At 30.0% G+C, this 20,762-nt stretch carries 16 protein-coding genes; 5 read left to right on the top strand and 11 right to left on the bottom strand.

What is annotated here, in order from left to right; all coding sequences use genetic code 11:
- Positions 1–83: 83 nt before the first annotated feature.
- The 8 genes from ACZ451_RS13580 to ACZ451_RS13545 all read right to left on the bottom strand — a co-directional run bounded on the left by ACZ451_RS13580 (position 84) and on the right by ACZ451_RS13545 (position 9,736).
- A complete protein-coding gene (locus ACZ451_RS13580) occupies positions 84–1,613 on the bottom strand; it encodes a carotenoid oxygenase family protein (protein ID WP_464213287.1) in 1,530 nt (509 codons plus the stop codon).
- 176 nt (positions 1,614–1,789) lie between these two features.
- On the bottom strand, positions 1,790–2,260 hold the full coding sequence (locus tag ACZ451_RS13575) for a GNAT family N-acetyltransferase (RefSeq protein ID WP_464213285.1): 471 nt from the start codon (positions 2,258–2,260) through the stop codon (positions 1,790–1,792).
- 375 nt (positions 2,261–2,635) lie between these two features.
- Positions 2,636–3,352 (bottom strand): hypothetical protein, encoded by a 717-nt coding sequence (locus ACZ451_RS13570; RefSeq protein WP_464213284.1) that lies wholly within the window; start codon positions 3,350–3,352, stop codon positions 2,636–2,638.
- A 354-nt stretch (positions 3,353–3,706) separates the two neighbouring features.
- A complete protein-coding gene (locus ACZ451_RS13565; protein ID WP_464213283.1) occupies positions 3,707–5,239 on the bottom strand; it encodes an alpha/beta hydrolase in 1,533 nt (510 codons plus the stop codon).
- Positions 5,240–5,448: 209 nt separating this feature from the next.
- The gene (locus tag ACZ451_RS13560; protein WP_464213281.1) at positions 5,449–6,060 is read right to left on the bottom strand and encodes a hypothetical protein; all 612 of its coding nucleotides are present in this window, start codon (positions 6,058–6,060) and stop codon (positions 5,449–5,451) included.
- Between the two features lie 21 nt (positions 6,061–6,081).
- Positions 6,082–6,687: a Pycsar system effector family protein gene (locus ACZ451_RS13555; protein WP_464213279.1), complete on the bottom strand. Its 606-nt coding sequence runs from the start codon at positions 6,685–6,687 to the stop codon at positions 6,082–6,084.
- A 626-nt stretch (positions 6,688–7,313) separates the two neighbouring features.
- Complete coding sequence (locus ACZ451_RS13550) at positions 7,314–8,129, bottom strand: DMT family transporter (protein ID WP_464213277.1); 816 nt, start codon at positions 8,127–8,129, stop codon at positions 7,314–7,316.
- Positions 8,130–8,191: 62 nt separating this feature from the next.
- Positions 8,192–9,736, bottom strand: coding sequence for a hypothetical protein (locus tag ACZ451_RS13545; protein ID WP_464213275.1), 1,545 nt, complete (start codon positions 9,734–9,736; stop codon positions 8,192–8,194).
- Positions 9,737–9,883: 147 nt separating this feature from the next.
- Here ACZ451_RS13545 and ACZ451_RS13540 point away from each other — a divergent pair, with 147 nt between their 5' ends.
- Together ACZ451_RS13540 and leuB are read left to right on the top strand one after the other, a co-directional pair.
- Positions 9,884–11,056, top strand: a complete 1,173-nt coding sequence (locus tag ACZ451_RS13540; RefSeq protein WP_464213273.1) for a 2-isopropylmalate synthase — start codon at positions 9,884–9,886, stop codon at positions 11,054–11,056.
- A 1-nt stretch (position 11,057) separates the two neighbouring features.
- Positions 11,058–12,176: a 3-isopropylmalate dehydrogenase gene (gene leuB / locus ACZ451_RS13535; RefSeq protein WP_464213272.1), complete on the top strand. Its 1,119-nt coding sequence runs from the start codon at positions 11,058–11,060 to the stop codon at positions 12,174–12,176.
- Between the two features lie 20 nt (positions 12,177–12,196).
- Here leuB and ACZ451_RS13530 read toward each other — a convergent pair whose 3' ends face one another.
- Positions 12,197–13,414: a peroxiredoxin family protein gene (locus ACZ451_RS13530; RefSeq protein WP_464213271.1), complete on the bottom strand. Its 1,218-nt coding sequence runs from the start codon at positions 13,412–13,414 to the stop codon at positions 12,197–12,199.
- Positions 13,415–13,597: 183 nt separating this feature from the next.
- Between ACZ451_RS13530 and pheT the strand changes: the two genes are divergently transcribed.
- Entirely contained in the window at positions 13,598–16,024 is a 2,427-nt protein-coding gene (gene pheT, locus ACZ451_RS13525) for a phenylalanine--tRNA ligase subunit beta (protein WP_464213270.1), read from the top strand.
- Between the two features lie 3 nt (positions 16,025–16,027).
- Here pheT and ACZ451_RS13520 read toward each other — a convergent pair whose 3' ends face one another.
- Entirely contained in the window at positions 16,028–16,591 is a 564-nt protein-coding gene (locus ACZ451_RS13520) for a fasciclin domain-containing protein (protein ID WP_464213269.1), read from the bottom strand.
- 221 nt (positions 16,592–16,812) lie between these two features.
- Here ACZ451_RS13520 and ACZ451_RS13515 point away from each other — a divergent pair, with 221 nt between their 5' ends.
- A complete protein-coding gene (locus ACZ451_RS13515; RefSeq protein ID WP_464213268.1) occupies positions 16,813–17,526 on the top strand; it encodes a hypothetical protein in 714 nt (237 codons plus the stop codon).
- 60 nt (positions 17,527–17,586) lie between these two features.
- Here the strand turns inward: ACZ451_RS13515 and ACZ451_RS13510 are convergent, their stop codons facing one another.
- Positions 17,587–19,209: an ABC-F family ATP-binding cassette domain-containing protein gene (locus tag ACZ451_RS13510; protein ID WP_464213267.1), complete on the bottom strand. Its 1,623-nt coding sequence runs from the start codon at positions 19,207–19,209 to the stop codon at positions 17,587–17,589.
- Positions 19,210–19,370: 161 nt separating this feature from the next.
- Between ACZ451_RS13510 and ACZ451_RS13505 the strand changes: the two genes are divergently transcribed.
- Positions 19,371–20,753 (top strand): TlpA family protein disulfide reductase, encoded by a 1,383-nt coding sequence (locus tag ACZ451_RS13505; protein WP_464213266.1) that lies wholly within the window; start codon positions 19,371–19,373, stop codon positions 20,751–20,753.
- Positions 20,754–20,762: the final 9 nt, after the last annotated feature.

Here is a 20,762-nt window from a genome sequence, read left to right as displayed (position 1 = left end):
AATCTTTCTTACGTTTTTATGCATTCTAATTTTAGTTTGTATCTATTTGATTTGAATATATTTGATATACCACCTCTAGATATTTATACATTATGATACGGAGTACTTTTTACTATCTCATCTAATTCTACCCAAGTGGTATGGAATCCAATAGGTATTTTTTTGGGTAATAACAGTTTACAGATAGGACCTTTAGTAATTTTTTGTGCATCAAAAATTTCTATATAACATTTGCCTTCAGGTTTAGAGAAATCATGAACAAAAGTAATTATCCACCCGCAGTCTTCTTCATTTTTAAAATTGGGATTACGAACAAATCTAACTTCACCATTATATATTTTATCTGGATAATTATAGTGCTGATAGGTATTTGTAGTATGGTCAAATTTTGAAAAACCACTAAAATTAAAGGTACTTGTCCTAGAAATATGTGGCAGGTATGAAAATCTATGTTTTAAGCCTTCAAATTGCGAATTAATTGTAGGAAACTCGCTTCCTATAGGAAAGTGTTTTTTTTGACTTTCTCCAATTTCGTTTTCTATAGTTCCTGTTTCTATATTTAAAACCCATTTATGTAAGTAACCATCAAAGACATCCGTAATTTCATTATCTTTTTTTCTCTTTATTTCTAGATAAGGTTTTCTTAAAGCATATAAAATTATAGTATTTCCCTCCTCATAGGCATTTATAATGTGTATAATGTAGCATCCAGATGGATCATCAAACCATAGAACATCTATATTTTCTTTAGTTACAGGAGCCTTCTGAGGCGCAAAATCAGTACGCAAAACACCAAACCTAGCAGGTTTTTTCTTTCTGTATTTTAGCCCTAAAGGAGACATTTCAGCAGGCATATCTATTACGATAACATAGTTCTCAGTAACGGCAATATCGTGTAACAAATGTCTACCAGATATGGCAATTTTTTTGGTATCTATAATAGAACTATCCTTGCTAATAGCAGAAATGTATATATGCGGTTTTGAAAATCTTTTCCATGAATTAATGAAATCCATTACAAATAATTTATGGTCCTTTGGACATTCTTTTGGATGCGCACTTATTCCGTGTGTAACACCTTTATTTTGATTTTTTTCAGAACCAAAATTATAGGCTTTAACGGTTTCTAATGTCTCTATATTAATCTTATAGGCAGTATCACACATCAACCAAAGTGAAAACAAGGTATTATGATGATATACTAAATCTGTATTACTTGTATTCGGAAATGGATTTTTTCCAAAAAAAACAAATTGAAGAACTCTAATAAAACTTTTAAATAGATTATTTGTATTTATAGGACCATTTAAGCCACCATATAGCGCTTTATTTTTTAAACTTTCTTCTTTAAATTTTTTAGTTTGGATAAACTTTCCCTTATAATATGCATTTCCATTATGGAATTTTATCCCTTGTATAAAACCATCTCCATCAAACCAATGATACTTATTTGCTGGAAGAAATTGAGGGTTTGAGCTATTCCTTAAAAAATAGCCGTTCAGTTCTTGTGGTACAGCTCCATAGATTAGTTTGGTAGGTTCCCAATCTGTAGACTCTTCAGCTAAGCTTAAAGGTTTGTACTCATTATTAAGATATGGACTATTTTTTTTCATTAATATTAAATAGATAATAATGATTTCTTATAAGGTTTATTTACAGTTTAATATACATTATTTTTATTTTAAACACAGAATTTTCCTATACTATTTGGAGTATGGTTTAGTTTCAAATTTATAATAATTAGCTTTATATAGGGCTAATCTCAGTCTTTATAACAATCAATTAGTTACTATAAAGAATTATTTACTGCTTTCACTTTAAAATTAAAGTGGTCTACCTTTTCTGATTTTCCAAAGGCAGATTCATAAAACTTAACTGCTTGTTCATCTTCCGAGTGTGCTTCAACAAAAATTGTTTCAATTCCATGATTAGCAGCATAATCTTTTAAATAGTTAATTAGTGCTTTTCCTATCCCTTGATGATGTAGTTCTGTTTTAACCGCTATATCATAGATATATAGTTCACTCTTATCCGTATAATATTGCTTTAATTCATATGCAGTGAGTCCTCCAACAATATTATTTTCCTTGATTGCTGCAAGTGCATAAAAATCAGGTTTATGCAATAGCTTTTTTAATTCTTTTTTTGAAGCTATTTTGTTAGCTTCATCAAAAACCACATTGAATAGTGTTATAAGTTCTATGAATTGCTCAATATCATTTTCTTGAATTCTTAAAATTCTGACACTGTTTTTCATCATAGTATTCATTTACATATGGTAAAATAGGCCATTGCTTAAAGTTTTTACTTTATTATAGCTCTAAACCATCAACATTTTCTATACGTTGGTTACTAATTTTTACTTTTGTGAACAATTAAATGTATCTCTTAAGTTACTATAATCATATATAATATGGATGATGCTATTTTCTCATTGCCATTATCATATCATTGCCATGTTCTTTAACAGAAACCACTAGCTTGTTTTTTTGAAACTATAATTCTATGTTATTTTGAGCATAGCGGAAAGACTTGATACCATTTTTTCTTCATTGCATTCTTAGCATCATTAGAATTGACAAAATTTTATTCTAAATGCAAAACGGGTTATAGTAGTGTTATAATTTCAATTCTATTATAAAATAGTAAATTCTCCAGTGTAACTACCACTTATTCTTTTACCTGACTCTAAACTTAAATCATAAGTAATTGTATATGTACTACCATCTACCTGTTCAAATATTACTGAACCAGAACCTTCTCCATTATCAACTGGATTTACGTTAAAGTCAAAATTGTCGTCATTATTGGTATCTTCTACAATATAAAGGTGAGAAAGAAAAGATCTATTCTCGATTCCTTCTGTACAAGTACCTACAAAGCAATGATCAAAATCTCCAAACGTGAATGCATCAGCACCAAGGCTTTGTAATTCTACTGATATAGTGTATTGTCCATTTGTATAGGTATCACCAGAAACAAATTCTCCATCGCTTAATACAACGAAATACTCATAGATATTGTTAGAATAGACATTGTTTTCGCTACCAATATCAAAAATTTGAGCCGATCTGATATTTAGTGTATCACTTCCTAGAGCTACAGAACTCATAGAATCATTTGGAGGATTATCAGTAGCGTCTGTATCAGTCATTTCATCATTATTAGGATTATCTGTAGAGTCCGTATCAGTCATTTCATCATTAGTAGGATTATCTGCAGAGTCCGTATCAGTCATTTCATCATTACTAGGATTATTTGTCGCGTCTGTATCGGTAGTTTCATCATTACTGCAAGATAAAATGCTAAAACAGATAATTGCTATTTTTACTAATTTTAATAAACTTTTCATTTTTTTAAATACTATTAGGTTATCCATTTTTTAAATTCAATATATGTATATTTATCATCCTATAAAAAAAATTAACATATTTTCCATGTCGAAAGTATGTAACTTTAATCAATTATAGATTTTTACTTCGTATTTCTACTTAATCTACTAAGGGTCTTTTAAATAAGAATTAGATAGTTCTTCTTGAAATTTTTTCGGTTGTTCTATTTTTTAGCTCTTTTAAATCAATGTCAACAATTATGTAAGGAAAGTGAGACAAAGATTTATCCAATTCAGGTTTGAGTCTAAACAGCCTAAATTCAATACCGATGATAGAAGGAATGTATTTTTTATATATTTTGATGCGTATTGGCTCTATTCTTTAAGCTGTTTTAACCTGTTCATGGCGTTTTGGTTTTTAGGATTCAATTCCAAGGACTTTTCAAAGTTAGTTATCGCATTTTTGAAATCCTTATTGTACAAATAAACTTCAGCCAAACTATCATATAAGTTTGCAGATTTTGGGTAGATATGCAAAGCCAATAGAAGAACATTAATTCCTTGTTTTATTTTTTTAGAATTAAAAGGCAATCCTAATCCAAGTGTATTTAACATACTTTCTTGTAGTTGTAGATTAGGATGTTTCACAATTGTTCTTTTATATAATGGAATTAAATCTTTATAAGCCTGATTATAAGCTAAATCATTAAAATCTTTATAGTTAAATGTGGTTTTACGAGACTTTTTCATTGTTTTAGAAATCAAAGTTTCTGATAAGTCATTTTCATGAGGTTTGTTTTCAATGAAATTACTAGCTTTTTTATCATTCTTTAGGGTAGCATTCAAAAATTGTAAGGCATGTTCACAAAGCAAATGATAAGAAGCCATTATTTTTTTGTCACTTTTATCTTGCCTTGTATCTCTATTGGCAAACAAAATACCGAAAGAACTAAAATAGGAATGCGATAAGTCATGAAATTTATACCGATACACATTACTATATTCTAGGGAATCGTACAATTGGAATTTGTAATTCAACTCTTCAGGTATTTTATCTTTAGTAAGAACTTCTTTAGGAATCTCTTTTTGAGCAAAATGGATATAGGGAATAGTGAACTTATCTAAATTAAAATAAGGTGATTTTTCTAATACAGCATAATTATATCTTTCAGTTCCGTCTAAACTTACTATTGCTCTAACATTCTTATTTTTCATAACCGTTATAGCATTTGACAAACCTCCAAAACTAAAGCCCATTAATGCAACCTTATCAGAATCTATATTCTTGTAATTGTGAATTTCATTTAAGAGGAATTCTACATCTCTAGATTGCGTTTCCATATCTTTTGTAGTACCACCATCTAAGGATCTGGTATCTGTTCCTATTGAAGGGCTTGATATCACAACAAATCCATTACTTGCTAAATATTCGAATAGTACAAAATTCTCAATCGAAGAAGCCTGATAACTTGGTGCATAAATTATAACCGGAAAATTACCTTCTAAAAAAATTGAATTAGAAAATGCAGTCACTTTTTCAGTAAGATGAGCTTTATTCTGGGGGGTGTTCTGCAAGTAAGGAAACCAATCTAATAAAAATACATTTGGTAAGTTCTTCCATTCTTCCTCTTCTTTTAAAACCTCTAAATAATTTAAAACCGTTAAGGGTTCGTCATTATTCTTGTTAATTACCGCAGGGTACCAAATGCTAATAGGAATTGGTCTGTTTATGAATTGATTGTTAAAATCATTTTTAATTTGATAAGTTCTCGTACTATCAATACGCGTATAATGTTTAAATCCTACTTTATACTTTCCCTTACTTAGGTTTATTGCTTTTAATGATGTCTGCCCTTTAACATAACATACCTGAAAAAATATTACAATTATTAAAATAGCTATTCTCATCTTTATAGTTTAATGTTTATACTATAGATGTAATATTGTGCTAATTGTTACAGGTCTTTTCAGCTTAAAGATAATGTTCAATGTAGGCGTCTTTGCGAGCAGAAAATCACAAATTTTAGGAATAAACACAAGGTGTTACCTTATTATTTTTTTAAATACTCTTTTGATTTTTCGTTATACTATTTGATATAATTCCAAAGAATGAGCAATTAATCAAAACTTTCTATTTTTTTAACAATATCTATAAGATAACCTCTAAACATTTCTGCACGTGTTCTTAGGTGTATTATTTTATTGTTGTATGGTACTAGATAATTTGGTTCTTTTCCATTGCAATATCCATTAGATGATTCAAAAGCGTTAAGTATTTTATTTTTAGCTATTAGCGCCTGATTTTTATTTTCAAATTCATAAACCCAAATTGTAAAATCAGGATAATAATTTTTAGGTTTAGCTAATGTTCTTTTTACATAATATTGCTTTAATCCTTTTCCTTCAATTCTCAATATGGTATTGTTTTTACAATTGTTATAAGAATTACTTTTAATCAGCTTAGCCTCCTCAATTTTAAATTTTTTCTTATTCAAAAATGGTTTTAGGCTTGAGATCAATGTGGTATCATTAATAAATCTATTTGATTTTAAAATTTCTGTTTTAGTATTTTCATTCGGAATGTCCCAAAAATCTACCTCTTTGACTGATTTATTTTCGATAGATTTTTCATTAGATTTTTTTTCTGTAATTAGCTCATTCTTGGTTGTAGAAGATTCTTTACAAGAATGTAAAATCAAAATTATTGATAGGTATAAAATAGATTTCATTTGTAGTTTTTTAATCCAAGTTTAAAAAAAACTTGTAATGATGTATAAGAAAGTAACTATTAAAAAAGTAATTAAAAAAGCTGTGTATGCTATTTCCAATTGCATATAATTTCTTGATATGCTTTTACTCATAAAATAATTAAACCTTGTGAGGTTTCCTATTTGTAAATTTTGACTCTTTAAAACCTTTTTCATGGAAGATTCATATTTTTCAAATTCGGGTACATCAAATAGCATGAAGTTGTTTTCTTCTAAATTTGGATACTTTTTCTTTATTGTTTTGTTAAACACTTTATACATGGTATAGCTAAAAGGTTTAGCAGCAAGAATTGCAAAAATTAGTGAAATAGAAAGTCCCACAATCAGAATTGGAATGATTTGATTGTTAAAAGATGAATTCCCTTCAAAATAACCTTCAAAGACTATCAATGCAGAAATTATTGCAGTATTTATTCTAATCAATATTGCTGCTTTTTTATCAGCAATGGCAATGGAATTCATGATAAGTCTATTCTGATTTTTTAAATAAACTCCAAGTGATTTTCTAGGTTCTTTTTTTGTATCATACATCTCAATAACCGATTTACTTGGATTTATATCATTTATATTTTGAGCTTCACTATTCATTTTTATTCATATTTTGATTTACAAAATCGTTTTAAATCATTTAGAAAAAAGAATTATTCATATTTTCTTGATATCATTTATCATTTCACTATCCAATTTAGGGTAACACGTTTGTATATAGCGTGTAACAGTTAGTTATAAGGTTGTAACTAAGTTAGTAAAAGAAAACGAACTAGAGGAGAATCAAAAGGATTTCTCAAGTATACACAGAACAAACAATTAAATATACTACTGTTATAAAACTGTATTTTATTATAGCTATTCATATTAGCTTCTACAAAAAATATTTAGATTAAGTTCATTGGCTTTATTAAATACATATTACATTTTTTTAAAATTCAATAATAAATATTATTAATAAAACTAAAAACAAGTAATCAAACCTTCTGAATGAGTATAACTTTATTCTCATTTAGTGTAGGGCCAAAACGGTTTGTATATGATTTGTGAATGAAGTACAAAAGCCAACATTAATTATACATGTTGTTATAGCTGCTAGTATTTAATTTTATTTAATTCAAGAAGTTGTTTTGCTTCTTTAGCAACTATTTCTATTATCGAAACAAGTATACAAAAGTAACACTACGTATTTTAACATGTAAACCAATCCAAAAATTTAAAAATTTTCAGACTCTTTTATAAGAACGAACACTTTCAATAGCTACGGAGCTTAATATTAAAACACCACCAATAATGGTTGTCCATTCAGGGTATTCTTTTAAAAATAGTACTCCTATAATAATCCCAAAAATAGGCTGTATACTACTTAAAATACTTACCGTTGTAATAGAAAAATGCTTAAAACTATTTAAAAACAGCGTATGCCCAATAGCGGTAGTTAATAATGCTAATGCAACTATTCCTTGCCATTCTCCTATAATTTCATCAAAAGAAACCGTAAAAACTAATGGAGCTAAAACAAAACCAATAACTAGCATCTGGTAACACATTAGCATAGAGCCATTATAGGCTGCAACTTTTCGTTTTAAAATTAAATTCCGAAGGGCATAAAATAATGCTGATAATACCCCCACGCCTACCGCTATAGTATTAGAATTTACCATATTAAAATTTGGAACTAAAAAATAGATCCCAGCTAAAACAAGAATTCCTAAAAACAAATGTATTTTCTGCAGTTTTGTTTTCAATAAAAGTGGCTCTAAAAAAGCAGTCAAAATAGGATATGTAAACATAGATAACATTCCTATAGCTACATTAGAAAGCTTTAAAGCATAAAAATAAGTAATCCAATGGGCGCCCATAAAAACACCACTAGCTATTACTGCCAATAAGTGTTTTTTTTCAACTTTTAAAGAAATATTTTTCCATTTACAATACAAAAAAAGAAAAAGTAGGGCTAATAATGCTCTCAATGCTATGGTTACGGGTACTGGTAATGACACATACCTTCCTAAAGCACCAGAAGTACTAATAAAAAGCATGGAAATATTTAACTCTAAAAGCTGTCTAAAATGGATGTTTTTTGTGCTCAATATAGGATAGCTTATCTGGTGAGCATTGCTGCTTTTTCTTTAATAATTTGTGCCACAGGTTTGTTATGCAAATGGCTTTCTAACCAAGACAAGATATCTAAATATAAAAAAGCTCGTTTTTCATAAGGGTGATCTTCATATTTTTTGAGTTCGTTGTATAATTTCTGAAATTCATTTTGCAACTCATTAGGGTATATATCACCTAAGTTTCTTAAAAATTTAATCATCTCTTTTTGCACTGCATGTAAATCATTCATTTTTAATAAAAACTTATAGGTACTTTTTAATTGCACTTCTAAATGATAGTCCATACCTGCCTCATAATGTGCTACTAGACTTAATACACGGGAAAAACACATAAGGTCTTCTCGCATTTTTAAATTTTTATTACTAATAATTTTTTTGAGGTATTGTATGCAGGTTTTATTATCGCCCATTCCAAAATACAAACAGGCAATTTTATAATAAAAAAGCATAATATGATGTGCATCTAAACGATCCTTATGCTTTGCAATACCATATTCTATAATTTTTACGAGGTATTCCCCTTTTGTAAAAGTGCCTTTTAAAAAGTGTAAATTTAATTTATTGCTATTAATGTATAGGAATGCCAAAGAGGTAATATTATCGTTTTTAGGAAAATCTTTAGCACTGGTTATTTCTTCTAGTTTTACCAAAGTTTCTTCAAACTGTGAACTATAACGCACATAAAAGAGCGATTCTAATAAATAATTATTCCCCTTTAAAAAGAAAACTGGATTTAAATAAATCATCTCTGGATGGTCATAAAATAATTTGGACCATTTTTTAGCATACTTGTAACAGGATAAAAAATCTTGCGTTAAAAAGCTATACCACAAGTGCGCTTTATACAACCATAGTTTTTCTCTAAATCCTAAATCTTCTAGTTTATATTTGGGCAAATGCTTTTCAAAATACTGTTTTACAAATTGAAAATCTTCATCGCTTCTTACATAACCTACTTTTAGCATTTGTCCGTATAACTGCAAAGATAAATTAGAGAGCTTGCTCGTCATTACATTTTGAGCAGAAAGCTCTTTTGCTTGTACCGCTAATTCATCTGCCCTATCTGGGATACTTCTTGTAATATATTGTGTTTCAATAATCTTCTCAAGCTCTACAATCTCGTAGGCTATATTTTTTTCTTCATTATCAATTGCTGTAGACTTCGCTTTATCTAAAATTTTAAGACTTTGCTTATACAAACCTTTTTGGTATAATATGGTTGCAAAGTCTAATTGCTCTCGTATTTGTACTCTAATATTTTGGTTTACGGGGTTTAACCGCAAGCTCACCAGAATTTGTTTATACAAATGCGCTTTTAAATTAGAGAGCTGTGATTTTTTAACGATACCGCTATCTAAAATTATTTTTTCTTGATATTCTTTTATTTTATCTAACAAATTAAATAATGCTAAAAATTTAGCATCAGTATTGACACCCAATCGCCCTACATATAACTTAAATTGTCGTTTTTCTGACTTAGAAAGCGATTTTATAAGTACAAACAAAGAGTCTTTATGCGTATTTGTCATCGTAAAAATTATAGTTTAAACAATTGTTAATCAGTTATTTAAATATTCCAAAAAGTCATTTAACATTGTAAATGGTTTAATAAACAACGTCTATTATTTTAAGTTAAGTATATATTCGTATAGACTAGTTAAAATTAAGCAAATATAATGAGCAAAGATATAGTACAAATTTTTGATACCACATTAAGAGACGGAGAACAAGTACCAGGTTGCAAATTAGATGCAACACAAAAATTGGTCATTGCCGAGCGTTTAGAATTTCTTGGAGTAGATGTAATAGAGGCTGGTTTCCCTATTTCCAGTCCTGGTGATTTTAATTCTGTTTTAGAAATTGGAAAATTAGTGAAGAATGCTACTGTTTGTGGATTAACACGTGCTGTTAAAAAAGACATAGAAGTAGCAGCAGAAGCCTTAAAGTACGCTAAAAAACCAAGAATACATACAGGAATAGGTACCTCGGATTCTCATATAAAGTTTAAATTTAACTCTAATAAAGATGCTATTATAGAACGTGCTATTGATGCGGTTGCTTATGCTAAAACATTTGTTGAGGATGTAGAGTTTTATGCAGAAGATGCAGGGAGAACAGATAATGAATTTCTAGCACGAGTATGTGAGGCTGCCATAAAAGCGGGAGCAACAGTACTTAATATTCCAGATACTACAGGGTATTGCTTACCTGAAGAATATGGGCAAAAAATAAAATATTTACGTGAAAATGTAAAAGATATCCATAAAGCAATTCTTTCTTGCCATTGCCATAACGATTTAGGCTTAGCCACTGCCAATTCTATTTCTGGTGTAGCTAATGGTGCGCGCCAAATTGAGTGTACCATTAATGGTATTGGTGAACGTGCCGGAAATACAGCTTTAGAAGAAGTTGTCATGATTCTTAGACAACACCCAACATTAGGTTTAGATACCAATATTAACAGCAAATTACTAAACGATACTAGTTTGATGGTTTCCCAAAAAATGGGGATGATGGTACAACCCAATAAAGCTATTGTAGGCGCTAATGCTTTTGCACATAGTTCTGGAATACACCAAGATGGTGTTATTAAAAACAGAGAAACCTATGAAATTATTGACCCTGCTGATGTAGGTGTAAACGAATCTTCTATTGTTTTAACCGCAAGAAGTGGTAGGGCTGCCTTAGCATACCGCGCTAAAATTGTGGGCTATGAGCTTACTAAATTACAACTGGATATAGTATACCAAGAGTTTTTAAAATATGCCGATGTTAAAAAAGAAATTTTAGACGAGGATATTCATAAGATCATTGAAACAAGTGGTATAAAAATAGAAAGTCTCGTTTAAAATGAATCTTAAAATAGCATTATTACCAGGAGATGGTATTGGACCAGAAGTGGTAGAACAGGCTGTAAAATGTTTACAAGCTGTAGAAGAAACATTTAATCATAATTTTACGTACACCGAAGCTATGGTTGGCGCCGTTGCCATTCATAAAACCGGAGACCCGCTACCAGAAGAAACTTTACAATTATGTAAAGATGCTGATGCTGTGTTATTTGGAGCAATTGGTTCTCCAGAATTTGATGATAATCCAGATGCAAAAGTTCGCCCAGAACAGGGTTTACTTCGGTTAAGAAAAGAGTTAGAACTCTTTGCTAATATTAGACCCGTAGAAATTTTCCCAACCTTAATGCATAAATCGCCTTTAAAGGAAAATATACTAAAAGGAACAGATTTTGTAATCTACAGAGAGCTTACTGGAGGTATTTACTTTGGAGAAAAAACCTTAAGTGAAGATGGCAGTTATGCTTCAGATTTATGTGCCTATTCAGAAAAGGAAATTACCAGAATAGCGCATTTAGCATTTAAAAGAGCAAAAAAAAGAAAAAAGAAAGTAACCCTTATTGATAAAGCTAACGTCTTAGAGTCTTCTCGTTTATGGAGAAGAGTTGTTTCTAGAATCGGAGAAAGCTATCCAGATATCCATCTAGAATTTATGTTTGTAGATAATGCAGCCATGCAAATGATTCTAAACCCTAGTCAGTTTGATGTTATTTTAACCGAAAATATGTTTGGCGATATTATTTCTGATGAAGGAGGTGTTATAGGTGGTTCTATAGGTTTATTACCTTCATCTTCTATTGGAACCAAAAATGCTATGTTTGAGCCCATTCACGGTTCGTATCCGCAGGCAAAAGGTAAAGATATTGCAAATCCTATAGCTACTATTTTATCTGCTGCAATGTTATTAGAACATTTTGGTTTGCGCGAAGAAACAAGAGCCGTAGTAAGAGCAGTAAATAAATCTTTAAAACGGAATATTGTAACACCAGATTTAGATTCAGAGAGTAATTATGGCACCAATAATGTAGGCGATTTTATAGCCAATAATATTGTTGATATAGAAGACGAACTGAATATGAATGATGAAAATATAGATTTAGGAAAATCTACCATTATCTAATTCATAATATCTAAACTAAATTATTCTTTAGCTAGCATTGTTACAAACGCTGAAAATTCCTCTTTAAAAGCAGTATACTTTTCTCCAGTGGCAGGTCCATTAAAACCAGTATGGATTTTTCGTATAACTCCTTTTTTATCTATAAAAATACTAGTAGGATAGGACAAAACATGATTTAACATCGGCAATTTTTCTTGCGCTTTCTTTTTATCAGAAGTACCATATTGTGCTAGTAAAATAGCATAATCCACTCCTATTCTATCTTTTAACCGCTGTATGCTTTTAAAAGCTTTTTCTTCTGTTTTAGCATATTCAAAAGCTAAGCCAACAAATGCTACAGCTAGGTTTGGATTTTGTTCCTGAAAAGCTGCATAAAACTTAGTTTCATCTAAACAATTTGGGCACCATGTTCCCATAATTTGCACTACAGTAACTTTATCTTTAAAAGCATCATCTTGTAAAGAAATTAGGTTACCATTAACATCAGGAAAAGAAAAAACAAGTTGATCATAACCTTCTCTTAAATAAGTTAATTTATTGGCATCTGGAAGTTCAAAATTGTCATTACGTTTTGCTACAAAAGGTTCTTTCCAATGATTGCCAGAGTAAAACATACCATTTAAGGTAGAATCGGTAACCTTAGCTGTAAAAAGAAATGCATGTGCGCCATCAAAAGCAGATAGTTTTAAAGAATCTCCACTAACAACACCTTCTAAAAACCTGTAATCTCCTGTAGTTGTTCTAAAAGTACCAGTAACCAAATCTCCTTGCTGCTCAAAAATGCCTTTAGCAATATAGGCATCATCTGTTTCTTTACTAAATATTGTTTCCCAAGTTCCGGTAATATTATTCTGAGCAGCATTTTTTACCATAAAACGATCAACTATACCATTCTTGGCAGTAAAGGGCACAATTCTGTCTAGACTTTCTTTTACAAAAACACCTTTAATTTCATTTTCGGTAAACACTCCTTTTAGATAGCCTTCAAAAACGGGCATTTGTATAAAAATAGAATCGTGATCAATACGTATTTCGTCTACTGTAATGATTTCTTCTGCATTGTACACCTCCGCAATATAATCTGTTGTATTATTTTTACGAAGCAACATTTTAAAAGGCAATGTCTGATGTTCAGAAATTTCTAATGAAACTAACCAATTCCCTGTATTTAATTCTTGTTTTTGGGTGCAAGAAATAAAAGAAAACAATACAATAACTAAAAAATAAAACCGCTGCATAAGTACTTTTTTTGAAATATGATTCCAATTAACGACTAAATCATGAGTAAATAAAATAATTCGATAAAATTGCTATTGAATGTATAGCAGCATTGTTTTATATTTGTCAACCTTTTGCCATATCAATATTTCTAATGTGTTGTATTGATACTACAGACTAACAGCTATAAATAAAAAATAGTAATGAAAATTTCATACAACTGGTTAAATCAATTTTTAAAAATTGGTTGGGAACCAAATAAAACTGGCGAACTTTTAACAGATTTAGGTTTAGAAGTAGAAGGTATTACTTCATTTGAAACTATAAAAGGAAGTTTAGAAGGTATTGTGGTTGGGCATGTTTTAAGTTGTGAAAAACATAGTAATGCGGATAAATTAAAATTAACTACTGTAGATATTGGTTTAGAAAAACCAGTGCAAATTGTTTGTGGTGCTAGTAATGTTGAGAAAGGCTTAATGGTACCTGTTGCCACAATTGGCACCAAACTCTATACTCCAGAAGGGGAAGAATGGGTTATTAAAAAAGGAAAAATAAGAGGCGAAGAAAGCCATGGAATGATTTGTGCCGAAGATGAAATTGGCTTAGGAACAAATCATGATGGGATTATGATTTTGAGCGATAGTTTGATTCCTGGCACCCCATGTTCTGAAATTTTTGAAATAGAAATAGATACTGTATTTGAAATTGGTTTAACGCCCAACCGTGCAGATGCTATGAGCCATTTAGGGGTAGCAAGAGATTTAAAAGCCGGTTTAAAGCAAAAAGAAATTCAAATAGAACTTATTACTCCATCTGTTAGTACATTTTCGGTTTCTAACAGATCTTTAAAAGTAGATGTAGATGTAGAAAATTCTGCACTAGCGCCAAGATATTGTGGCGTAACCATCAGTAATTTAACGGTTGAAGATTCTCCTAGTTGGCTAAAAAATAGATTAAGAGCTATTGGTATAAACCCTATAAATAATATTGTAGATGTTACCAATTATGTGCTTCATGAACTAGGGCAACCGCTACATGCTTTTGATACCAATAAAATAAAAGGCAACAAAATAAACGTTAAAACTGTAGCAGCTGGCACTAAATTTACAACCCTTGATGCAGCAGAAATTGAACTTCATGAAGATGATTTAATGATTTGTGATGCCGAAAAACCTTTATGTATTGCTGGGGTATATGGAGGCTTAAATTCTGGCGTAACGCGAGAAACAACTTCAATATTCCTAGAAAGTGCATATTTTGATCCAGTTTCTGTTCGTAAAACATCAAAAAGGCATGCTTTTAATACAGATGCTTCTTTTCGTTTTGAGCGAGGTATAGATATCAATAATGTAGAATATTGCTTAAAACGAGCAGCCATACTTATAGCACAAATTGCAGGAGGAGAAATTACTTCTGATATTATAGACTTTTACCCAAACAAAAAAGATGATTATCAGGTTTTCTTAACTTTTGATAAAATTAATAGATTAATAGGTCAAGAAATTCCGCAAGATACTATTAAATCTATTTTAGCATCTTTAGATATAAAACTTAATAATGTTACAGAAACTGGCCTAGGGCTTACCATTCCTTTTTACAGAGTAGATGTACAGCGAGAGGTAGATGTAATTGAAGAAATACTGCGGGTTTATGGTTATAACAATGTAGAATTTACACAAAAATTAAATGCATCTATTGCCAATACTTCAGTTTTTGAAGATTATAAAATTCAGAATACAATTGGCAACATACTTGCTGCTAATGGTTTTTATGAAATAATGACCAATAGTTTATCTGCTATTAATTACAACAGCAATAGTGAAGAATTTAAAGAAGAAGAAACCGTTAAAATTATAAATCCATTAAGTAATGATTTAGCGGTTCTTAGAAGGTCTTTATTATTTTCTGGTTTAGAAACAATAGCGTTTAACATCAATAGAAAAAGAGCAAATCTTAAATTATTTGAGTTTGGGAAGAGTTATCATATGTATACTAATAAACGGATAGAGAACAAACATTTATCTATATTTATTACGGGTAATACTACCGAAGATAATTGGAATATTAGCACCAAAAAAACCGATTTTTATTACTTAAAAGCAACTGTAGAAAATATCTTTGAACGTTTAGGAGTGCCTATAACAAATTCTGGAGATGTTAATAATGATATTTTTTCTGAAGGCATAACACTTAAATCAAAGAAAATAAACGTAGTAGAAATGGGATTGGTTTCTAATACTGTTCTTAAGAATTTTGGTTTAAAACAAGATGTATATTATGCAGATTTTAAATGGGATGCCATTTTAGCAATTGCCGCAGATAATGTGATTAAGTTTCAAGAAATTTCTAAATATCCAGAAGTAAAAAGAGATTTTGCACTGTTAATAGATGAGCAAATTACCTTTAAACAAATAAGAGATATAGCATTTGAAACAGAAAAAACAATGCTAAAAGAAGTTAGCTTATTTGATGTGTATACGGGTTCTAAACTGCCTAAAGGAAAAAAATCATATGCAGTGAGCTTTACGTTAAATTCTGAAAAAGCGACTTTAACGGATAAGCAAATTGAAAAAATGATGCGTAAATTTCAAGAAAAATACGAAACTAAACTTGGTGCTACCCTTAGATAGCAATTAAATCCTAGTAGCTTTTAGTTTCTTATCTTTTTTAACTGTAATGCTATCAATAACGTGGATAACACCATTGCATTGGTTAAAATCTGCTTTAGATATTACTGATTTATTCCCATTTTTATCTGTTAAGATAATATCTATCCCCTTCATAGTAGCGGTTAAGATATCTCCTCTAATGGTTGTAAATTTTGCAACGCCATTTCCTCTAGACAATGCTTTTAAAATTTTAACTGCTGTTAAATTTCCTGCAATAATATGGTAGCCAAGAAGGGTTTGCAATTCTTTAATATCATTGGTATTAATTAATTGTGTTACCTTATCCTTTGTAGAGCTATTAAAGTTCATATCAGAAGGCGTAAAAACAGTAAACGGACCATCGTTATCTAGTGTCTTTTCTAAATCGGATGCACGTACAGCTGCCAAAAGTAATTTATGATTCCCTGAGGCTTCCGCATTACGTATAATAGATTTATCAGGATCCATTTTTGTATTTGAATTTTGAGAAAAAGAAGTATAACAAATACACGAAAAAAGTAAAATAAGAGGGGCTTTTAGTTGTTTCATAATTAAAGTTAAGTTCATGTTATTTAACAATATAATTGGGGATATATTGCAGATTAACGACAAAATCGGTATTATATCGAACAATATACATCATACTTACGCTCATTGACACAAAAAAGATCACTAATTATGTATTTTAACTTTTTTTTAACATTTAGAAATGTAAGGCGAAAAATGAAAAGTATTTAGTAAATTTGGTATAGGTATAAAAAAAATAGGAAATGGTGTTTAAAAAAATTGATCTTGAAGAAAAATTAAACGATTATAAAACTCTTAATAGTCCTGAGAGTATCCTTAAAGATGTTGAAAAAATATTGTTATTAAATGATACTAAAAGAGCTGCAATTAAAGAAAAATTACACCATACAAAAAAAGTAACTTTTAACAATTTTAAATTAGATTTACTTGAAACAAAATACATTTATCATAAAAGCCAGATCAAAAATATTTGTATTGATTACAGGTTACGCTTTTTAGATGCTACATACTTTAAAGGTAAAATACCAGAAGAAGGTATTTCTAAAATTAGGCATTTAGAAGAACTACACGATACAACTTTAAATGGTTTTAAAATTGTAGCCCCTTCTAAATTATTTAGACTAGAGGATAAAGATGATCCCCTATTATTTGCTCCAATAGGAAATGGATATTTTTATTTAATACACAAATGGGGTAATGATCTTCATCCCCTACGGAAAGCGTATGCTTGGCCATTTAAAAACATAAAGAACTTAGTTGCCGTTTGTTTAGTATTAAGTTACTTTCTAACTCTGTTAATTCCTGAAGGCTTATTTTCCAAAAAAAATTCTTCAGCCGAATTTTGGATTCTGTACATGTTTTCTTTTAAAACAGTATGTTTTATTGCTATCTACTATAGTTTTGCAATGGGCAAAAACTTTAATCCAGCTATTTGGAATAGTAAATACTTTAACTAAGATCAAAACAAAAGCCTCATTTCTTAGGAATGAGGCTTTTGTTTTTTAAAATACAGCTACTTAAGCTGTATACATTTTTTCTCTTTGTGCTTTTATAGATTTATCAGACATATAATCATCAAAACTTAAGTACCTATCTATATTTCCATTGGGTGTTAACTCTATAATTCTATTAGCAACTGTTTGCGCAAACTCATGATCATGTGTAGTAAACAAAACAGTTCCTTTAAAGTTCTTTAACGAGTTGTTAAATGCGGTAATACTCTCTAAATCTAAATGGTTTGTAGGCTCATCTAATTGTAAAACATTAGCGCGTAACATCATCATTCTGCTCAGCATACAACGTACTTTTTCCCCTCCAGAAAGCACAGAACATTTTTTTAAGGCTTCTTCTCCACTAAAAAGCATTTTTCCTAAAAAACCTCTAATATGTACTTCTTCCCTTTCTTCTTCTGTCTTGGCCCATTGTCTTAACCAATCTACAAGATTATCATTCCCTGTAAAAAAATGATGATTATCTGCTGGTAAATAAGACTGGTTTGTAGTAACCCCCCATTTATACTCACCACTATCTGCTTTCTTATTGCCATTTATAATCTCATAAAAAGCAGTAGTAGCTCTAGAGTCTCTAGAAATAACAGCAACTTTATCTCCCTTTGCCAGGTTTATACTCACATCTTTAAATAATAAATCGCCATCTTCTGATGTTGAGGCTAGTTTATCTATGTTTAATATTTGATCACCGGCTTCTCTTTCTCTCTCAAAAATAATAGCGGGGTATCGTCTACTAGAAGGCTTTATATCTTCAACTTTTAACTTAGAAAGCATTTTTTTACGAGATGTTGCTTGCTTACTCTTTGCTACATTGGCACTAAAACGCATAATAAACTCTTGCAGTTCTTTTGCTTTTTCTTCAGATTTTTTATTCTGTTGTGCACGTTGTCTGGCTGCTAACTGACTACTTTCATACCAAAAGGTGTAATTACCAGAAAATAAATTTAATTTCCCAAAGTCTATATCCGCAATATGTGTACAAACGGAGTCTAAAAAATGACGGTCATGTGATACTACTATTACGGTGTTATCATAATTTGCTAAAAAATGTTCTAACCAACTAATGGTATCATAATCCAAATCGTTGGTAGGCTCATCCATAATTAATACATCAGGATTTCCAAATAATGCTTGTGCTAATAAAACACGTACTTTTAATTTAGAATCTACATCAGCCATGGTTGTATAATGCAAGTCTTCACTAATACCTAAGTTAGATAATAGTGCGGCAGCATCACTATCTGCATTCCAACCATTCATTTCTTCAAATAAAACTTGTAACTCCCCTATTCTATCCGCATTTTTATCATCATAGTCGGCATACAGCGCATCCATTTCTGTTTTTATAGCAAATAAAGGCTTGTTACCTTGTACTACGGTTTCTAGTACCGTATGAGTATCATATTCATTGTGGTTTTGCTCTAAAATAGACATTCGTTTACCAGGCTCCAGATTAACACTACCCGAAGTAGGGTCTATCTGACCCGCCATGATTCTTAAAAAAGTAGATTTACCTGCCCCATTAGCACCAATTACTCCATAACAATTCCCTTGCGTAAAACTAATATTTACTTCATCAAAAAGAACTCTTTTTCCAAATTGTACCGATAAATTAGATACAGATAACATAGACTTGAATTTTAAAATTTGCGCAAAAATAAACAAAAATAAACCCGTAGACTAAAAATCATACATCCAAAAAAAGATCACTTTAATAGATTTTAACGCAGCATTAACAACAACTACAACCGCTGTTTGTTAGATTTGTTACCTATAGTATAGCTATTGATATGGACAAATATTCTTTTTACTTAATGCTGCTAGCTTTAATTGGCTGTAATACAGGAGAAAAAGAGCTTTATACAGTCTTTACTGGTGAGATCATAAATCCCACTAGTAAATCTATTGTATTACTTAAAGATGATGTAGTTGTTGATTCTGTAAACCTAGATATGTTTAATAGGTTTTCTTTTAACCTAAAAAATATAGAAGAAGGCTTGTACTATTTTAGACATGCTCCTGAATATCAGTATATCTATTTAAATAAAGGTGATAGTATTTTAATGCGTTTAAATACATTTGATTTTGATGAATCTCTTGTATTTTCAGGAAAAGGAGGAGATATCAACAATTTTTTAATTGATGTTTTTCTGCTACAAGAAGATGAAAAATATAGCATTACGCAATATTATAAATTAGAACCAAAAGAGTTTAGCCATAAGTTAGATTCATTAAGGCAATATAAATTAGATTTATTAGACGAAATGTTGTCTGAGATTGATGTAAAACTTTCCGAAAAAACTATTGCCACTGCAAAAGCTAGTATAGATTACACCAACTTTATAGCAAGAGAAGAATATCCTTTTAAACACAAAAGAAAAAAAGGAGAAAAAAATATGCATGAGCTAGCAGGCAGTTTTTATGACTATCGTAACGAAATTGATTTTAACAATAAAAACTTAACCTATTTTAGACCATATTATGATTTTATGAAAGGTTATTTTGAAAATCTTTCTTTTAAAGGTTGTAAAGATAATTGCGAGCATAAAAAGGAAAAATTAAGAACAAGACTACATTTTAATAAACATAAATTAGTACTTATAGATAGTATTGTTAAAGAAAAAGAATTGAGAGATAATTTATTTAGAAATGTAGCTATGACCTACTTTTTATCTACTCATGACAATACTGAGAAAAACAAAGTTTTTTTAGAAGAATTTTCTAAACTTTCTAAAAACAACAAACATATTAATGAAATTAATGAGCTGTATAATGATGTTACTGATATGCAACCCAATAATAGTTTACCAGATTTAGTGGTCTTAAATCGCTTAAACGAAAAAAAATCGTTGCAAGACATTAAAGAAGATAATGTGGTCTTCTATTTTTGGTCTAGTAAGCAATTAAGGCATTTTGAAAATATTTCTAGACGGGTTAACAAGTTAAAATTAGAATACCCAGATCATCATTTTATAGGCATTAGTTTAGATACGGATGCAAAATCTTGGAATGCTACACTAGAAAAATATAAACTAAATAAAGAAAAACAATATAGAGCAGAAGATTCTGGAAAAGTGAGAAGTAAATTGGTAATTAATGAGCCTAATAAAGTAATCATTACGCAAAAAGGGATCATCAAAAATGCTTTTGCAGATATTTATTCTTCTTTCTAAATAACTTTT

Source organism: Allocellulophaga tsushimaensis (genome assembly GCF_055383085.1).
Note: the sequence above shows the minus strand (reverse complement) of the source record. Positions and strands in the feature narration are given on the sequence as shown.